Source organism: Streptosporangium sp. NPDC006013 (assembly GCF_040614275.1).
In the GTDB taxonomy this organism is placed as follows: domain Bacteria; phylum Actinomycetota; class Actinomycetes; order Streptosporangiales; family Streptosporangiaceae; genus Streptosporangium.
Genome location: NZ_JBEXUE010001003.1, coordinates 1 through 1,007 on the forward strand (window position 1 = coordinate 1; position 1,007 = coordinate 1,007).

Annotated in this window: 2 protein-coding genes; both read right to left on the minus strand. The window is 69.1% G+C overall.

The window, feature by feature from the left end; translation table 11 throughout:
- A partial coding sequence (locus ABZ260_RS51600; RefSeq protein ID WP_355633402.1) for a WD40 repeat domain-containing protein occupies positions 1 to 76 on the minus strand: 76 nt, incomplete at its 3' end.
- A gap of 83 nt (positions 77 to 159) precedes the next feature.
- A partial coding sequence (locus ABZ260_RS51605) for a glycerophosphodiester phosphodiesterase (RefSeq protein ID WP_355633400.1) occupies positions 160 to 1,007 on the minus strand: 848 nt, incomplete at its 5' end.

A 1,007-nucleotide genomic window follows, 5' to 3' on the forward strand; every position in this document is an offset into this window, starting at 1 on the left:
CGGCCACATTCCACAACCGCACTGTGTCGTCGTGGCCGCCGGCGGCGAGGATTTTACCGTCCGGGCTGAAGGCCATCGAGTAGACGACGCCGATGCACGCGCCAAGGTCAGCTCATCGCGCCTGGCCTGGCCGCGTGGTGTTGGGTGAGGGTGGGTGTCTCATGACCGGCATGTTCCTCGGGCCCAGGCCAGGTAGTCGGTGCTCTGGTCGGTGAGGATGCGGGTGACGCCGTAGCCGGCCAGGCGTCGCCAGGCGTCACGGTTGTTGGGGGTCCAGGCGTAGACGGCCGCGCCCGCATTGCGGTAGGCGCGGACCCGGGCGCGGGTCAGCCGGTCGTAGCGCACCGCGACGAAGGCGTACGTGCCGGCCAGCGCGACCGATGGTGCGGACCTGGTCACCAGGCCCTTGCGGGCCGGGATGGAATCCACCGCCCGCAGCGCCATGGGAGAAAACGAGGTCAGGTTCGCCCACCGAAAGGCGTCCTGACGTCGGTAGGCGTCGTGCAGGGCACGCAGGTCCGCGGCGTCGGGAATCTGCTTGAGCTCGACCAGCGCCTCGCTGACTCGGCCGCGCAGCAGCGCCAATGCCTGGCCTAGCGTCGGCGGGTGCTGCCCGTCGCCGGTACGCAGCGTGCGAAACCGGGTCAGCGTCATGGCCGCGACGCGGCCGCTGCCGGTGGTGGTTCGATCCACTGTGGCGTCGTGCATCAGCACTGGATGGTGGTCCTTGGTGAAACGGACGTCGAATTCAACACCGGCCGAGCCCGCATCCAGCGTGCGACCGAACGCGGTGAGGGTGTTCTCCAACCCGGCACTCCGATCCCCCCGGTGGGAGACCAGGCTCGGTACCGAACACCTCGCTGCCGCCACGGCGCTGGACGTGCGGGTGATCTCGGCAAGGGTGAGGACCGTCAGCAACAAGATCATCAATGCCTCTCCCCGCAGGATCCGGGGCGCACCGTGCGTCTGAAGTTTCCCGTCCCCGGCCGACGAACGTCGCCGGGGAC